This is a genomic window from Thermomonas sp., from assembly GCF_020850895.1.
Classification (GTDB): Bacteria; Pseudomonadota; Gammaproteobacteria; order Xanthomonadales; family Xanthomonadaceae; genus Thermomonas.
Window position 1 is genome coordinate 1 of sequence record NZ_JADZDS010000084.1, and the last position, 4916, is coordinate 4916.

Annotated in this window: 4 protein-coding genes; all 4 read left to right on the forward strand. The window is 68.5% G+C overall.

The window, feature by feature from the left end:
* Positions 1-323: 323 nt before the first annotated feature.
* Positions 324-689 (forward strand): hypothetical protein, encoded by a 366-nt coding sequence (locus IT472_RS08130; RefSeq protein WP_297180720.1) that lies wholly within the window; start codon positions 324-326, stop codon positions 687-689.
* Between the two features lie 50 nt (positions 690-739).
* Positions 740-2014, forward strand: coding sequence for a TolC family protein (locus IT472_RS08135; protein ID WP_297180722.1), 1275 nt, complete (start codon positions 740-742; stop codon positions 2012-2014).
* On the forward strand, positions 2011-2976 hold the full coding sequence (locus IT472_RS08140; RefSeq protein WP_297180724.1) for an efflux RND transporter periplasmic adaptor subunit: 966 nt from the start codon (positions 2011-2013) through the stop codon (positions 2974-2976). Before IT472_RS08135 ends, IT472_RS08140 begins: the two co-directional genes overlap by 4 nt.
* A 10-nt stretch (positions 2977-2986) precedes the next feature.
* Positions 2987-4916, forward strand: a 1930-nt coding sequence (locus IT472_RS08145) for a CusA/CzcA family heavy metal efflux RND transporter (protein ID WP_297180726.1), incomplete at its 3' end; no start/stop codon positions are given.

Here is a 4916-nt window from a genome sequence, read left to right on the forward strand (position 1 = left end):
TGATTACAGGCTCGAGCGTCCCGCACCCCAACGACGCAAGTCGCGGGTGAAGAGATAGTCCGCTCCGGAGGGAAACCTTCGGCAATAGCGAATCCCTTGGTTCCAGGTTCGAGTCCTGGTGGGCCCATGCCGTCGACTGCGAACCACCGCATCTGTTCGACTTGAAAACATCGTTGGGGCTTTGGACAAGTTGGCCTGGCGACGTCTCCACTCCGTGAGTGCGAACCTCCGGCCGATCCAGAGGTGCCTTGATCTCGCCGCCGCGACCCCTTACGGCTGCGTCTGAAATTGTGTAACACACAAGCCGCCGGTACAGTGCGCGCATGCCGCGCCGCGCCTCGTCGATTGCCATCGTTCGCCTCGCCCTGATGGCCGTGTTGATGCTGGGTATTTTTCTCCCGCCGGCATTTGCTGCCGTGTGCGACATCGAGGACGTGCAGGTGGCCTTGGACCAGAGCACGGGTGCTGCAGCTGCAGCCGCCGCCGATCCCACGGACGCCTCGCAGGGCAACAGCGTCTGCTGCGCCAACCCCGCCTGCGGCGGCTGTTGCCTGCATGCCGCTGTGCCGGATGCGAATGCCGTGGTGGTCGCAGCACGCGCCGTGCCAGGCCTCGCGGTGGCGGCACTGGTCTCTGCGGTCCGGACCAGCGGCTACCCGGTTGATATCCGTCCTCCGATCGCGAATTGACGCCCTGCCGGCGCTGCCGGCTGACTTCGTTCCCGAATCGGAGACTCCCCATGTGGTTGCGTCTGGCGGCGATGGCCGCCCTGTCGCTTGCGCCGTGCTTCAGCATCGCGCAGCAGAGACAAACAATGAGCCTCGACGATGCGTTCGCGCGCGTCGCCGAAACACATCCGGACCTGCGCTTGCTCGGCCATCGCCAGCACGCCCTGCTCGCCCAACGCGACCAGGCGTTGCTGCGCCCGCCGCTGCGGATCAGCGCAGAACTCGAGAATGTGCTGGGTTCCGGTGACGCCCGCGGGCTGCAAAGCGCCGAACTGACCCTGGGCCTGGCCTCGGTGTTCGAGCGTGGCGGCAAGCTGGACGCGCGCCGCAGCTTGGCCGAGCGCCGCATCGACACACTGGCCGTCGAACGCGAAACCCGCCGCCTCGACCTGCTTGGCGAGACCGCGCGACGCTACCTGGCGATGGTGGCGGCGAAATCACATCGTGAGATCGCCGAACTCGACATCGCCCAGCGCAAGCGTGCGGTGGCCGGTGCACGCCAGCGCCTGCAGGCCGGGGCGTCGCCGGAGTCGGTCGTGCTGACCGCGCAGGCCGCACTGGCGCGGGCGGAACTGGATCGCGACCGCGCCCAGCAGCGCTACGCCGCGGCACGCCAATACCTGGCCGCGCTCTGGGGCGAACGCGCACCGGGTTTCGACATCGCCCGCGCCGATCCGTTGGCATTGCCGCAGATCGATGATGCGCAGGCGCTGGCGGCCTTGCTGGATCGCACGCCGGAACTGCGCCAGTTCGCCGACGAGCGCCGCGTGCGCGAGGCGCGGCTGCAACTGGCACGGAGCGATTCCAGCGCTGATCTGGACTGGTCGGTCGGCCTGCGTCGCTTGCAGGCCACCGGCGATTTCGGCTTGGTCGCCGGGCTGTCGCTGCCGCTGGGCGCGCCCGCCCGCGCGCAACCGGCGATCCGCGCCGCCGAAGCCGACCTCGCATCGCTGGAAATCGAGCGCGAATCGAAGGACATGGCGCTGTATTCGACCCTGATCGAGGCGCACGGCCGCTACCGCGTGGCGCAAGCCGAGGTCGTGCGGCTGCGCGACGACGTGCTGCCGAAGCTGGCCAAGGCCGAAGCCGCAGCCGAGCGCGCCTATCGCGCCGGCGCGATCAGCTATCTCGAATGGGCGCAACTGCAATCCGAACGCACCGCCATGCGCAGGCAGCAACTCGAAGTCGCGCTCGATGCACAGCGCGCCCTGATCGAACTCCAACGCCTGACCGGCCAGCCATTGGTCATCGCCGCATCGGCGCCAGCCGAAGGAAACACGCCATGACCTCGACCAACACGCCATGCCGCGCCCTGATCGTGTTGCTGCTGATGACCGGCATGGTCGCCTGCGGCGAGCAGGCCGCACCGCGGACCGGGACGGCGGCGCACGCCGACGCGGATCGGGACGATGGCCACGCGGAAGGCGTGGCCGCGACCCGCATCCCCGCAGATGTGGCACAGCGATCCGGCATCCGCGTGGCTGCCGCAGGGCCGGGCACGATCGCCGACGAGCACGAAGTGCAGGGCCTGCTGACCCCTGTCGAGGGCCGCGTTGCCCAGGCGATGGCCCGTTTCCCGGGCCCGATCCGGGCCTTGCGCGCCAACATCGGCGACCGCGTGCGTGCCGGCCAGCCGCTGGCGAGCATCGAAAGCAACCTCAGCCTGACCACGTACACGGTGACCGCGCCGATTTCCGGCATCGTGCTGCAGCGTTCTGCGTCGGTGGGCGCGGTGGCGACCGAGGGCACGCCGCTGTTCGAGATCGCCGACCTGTCCACGCTGTGGGTGGATCTGCACATCTTCGGCAACGATGCCGGCCACATCACCGCCGGGATCCCGGTCACGGTGACTCGGATGAGCGATGGCGTCAGTGCCGAAACCACGCTCGAGCGCATCCTGCCGGGCACCGCCACCGCCAGCCAGAGCACGGTGGCGCGCGCCACCATCGACAACCGCGACGGCTTGTGGCGGCCCGGGGCTGCGGTGCGCGCGCGGATCGTGGTCGATCGCGCGGATGCTGCACTGACGGTCCCGCTGACTGCCCTGCAGACCGACGAGAACGGTCGCGACGTGATCTACGTCCGCGAGGGCGAACGCTACGCGGAACGCACGGTGACCCTGGGCCGCCGCGACGCGAACAACGTCGAGGTCACGGCGGGCCTGAGCGCAGGCGAACAGGTCGTCGTCGCGCAAAGCTTCCTGGTGAAGGCGGACATCGGCAAGTCCTCTGCCGAGCATGAGCACTAGGAGCACGGCCATGCTGGAAACATTCATCACCTCGGCCATTCGCCATCGCTGGATCATGCTCACGCTCACGGTGGTCCTGCTCGCGCTCGGCTGCTGGAGCTTCACCCGGCTTCCCATCGATGCCACGCCGGACATCACCAATGTCCAGGTGCAGGTGAATACCGAAACGCCCGGCTATTCGCCACTGGAATCCGAGCAGCGGGTGACGTTTCCGATCGAGACGGCGCTGGTGGGCCTGCCAGGGCTGGACTACACGCGCTCGCTCTCGCGCTACGGACTCTCGCAGGTGACGGTCGCGTTCAAGGATGGTACCGATCTGTATTTCGCCCGCCAGCAGGTGGCTGAACGGTTGCAGCAGGCGCGTTCGCAATTGCCCGCAGGCCTGGAACCCACGATGGGGCCCATCGCCACCGGCATGGGCGAGATCTTCATGTATACGGTCGACGCCAAGCCCGGCGCGCGCAAGCCGGATGGCAGCGCCTACACGCCCACCGACCTGCGCACCTTGCAGGACTGGGTGATCCGGCCGCAGTTGCGCAACGTGCCGGGCGTGACCGAGGTCAACACCATCGGCGGATACGAGCGGCAGATCCACGTCACCCCCGATCCGGCCAAGCTGCGCGCACTCGGGTTCACCCTGCAGGACGTGGTTGCGGCGGTCGCCAGCAACAACCGCAACGTCGGCGCGGGCTACATCGAGCGCAATGGCGAGCAGTTGCTGGTGCGCGTGCCGGGGCAGGTTGGCAATGTGCAGCAACTCGGGCAGATCGTGCTCGATCGCCGCGAAGGCGTGCCGATCCGCGTGGCCGACGTCGCACAGGTCGGCGAAGGCCGCGAGCTGCGCAGCGGTGCCGCCACCCAGGACGGCCACGAGGCCGTCATCGGCACCGTGGTGATGCTGGTCGGTGCCAACAGCCGCGAGGTCGCGCGCGCCGCCGCGGCGAAACTGGAGGACGCAAGCGCCAGCCTGCCCGCGGGCGTGACCGCGACCCCGGTCTACAACCGCACCGCGCTGGTCGACCGCACCATCGCAACGGTGGCGAAGAACCTGGCCGAGGGCGCGCTGCTGGTGATCGTGGTGCTGTTTCTGCTTTTAGGAAACATCCGTGCGGCCCTGGTCACCGCGGCGGTGATCCCACTGGCGATGTTGTTCACCCTCACCGGCATGGTCCGCGGTGGCGTCTCCGGCAACCTGATGAGCCTGGGCGCGCTGGACTTCGGCCTGATCGTCGATGGCGCGGTGATCATCATCGAGAACTGCCTGCGCCGGTTCGGCGATCTGCAGCATGCGCTGGGCCGCGTGCCGACGCGGGAAGAGCGTTTCGCGGCGACCGCCAGCGCCACCGCCGAGGTGATCCGGCCCAGCCTGTTCGGTCTGGGCATCATCGCCGCCGTCTACCTGCCGATCTTTGCCCTGGATGGCATCGAGGGAAAGATGTTCCATCCGATGGCGGTGACCGTGGTGCTGGCGCTGACCGGTGCGATGCTGCTGTCGCTGACCTTCGTGCCGGCGGCTGTCGCCGTGTTCCTGGGCGGCAAGGTGGACGAGAAGGAAAACCGCGCCATCGCCTGGTGCAAGCGCCGTTACGAACCCTTGCTGCGCGAGGCGCTGCGCCTGCGCGTCGCGGTCGTGGCCGGTGCCGCCGTGCTCACCCTGTCGTGTGGCCTGCTGGCCACGCGGCTGGGCAGCGAGTTCATCCCCAACCTCGACGAAGGCGACGTGGTGGTGCAGGCACTGCGCATCCCCGGTACCAGCCTGGGCCAATCGGTGGAGATGCAACGGACGCTGGAAGCCGCGCTGGCGAGGCTGCCGGAAGTGCAGCGCGTGTTCGCCAAGATCGGCACCGCCGAGGTCGCAAGCGACCCGATGCCGCCCTCCATCGCCGACACCTTCGTGATGCTGAAGGAGCGCAAGGACTGGCCCGACCCCGGCAAGCCCA

Excerpts from the sequence above, each read along its gene's own strand:
- IT472_RS08130 (WP_297180720.1), top strand. The coding sequence starts at position 324 with ATGCCGCGCCGCGCCTCGTCGATTGCCATCGTTCGCCTCGCCCTGATG.
- IT472_RS08135 (WP_297180722.1), top strand. The coding sequence starts at position 740 with ATGTGGTTGCGTCTGGCGGCGATGGCCGCCCTGTCGCTTGCGCCGTGC.
- IT472_RS08140 (WP_297180724.1), top strand. The coding sequence starts at position 2,011 with ATGACCTCGACCAACACGCCATGCCGCGCCCTGATCGTGTTGCTGCTG.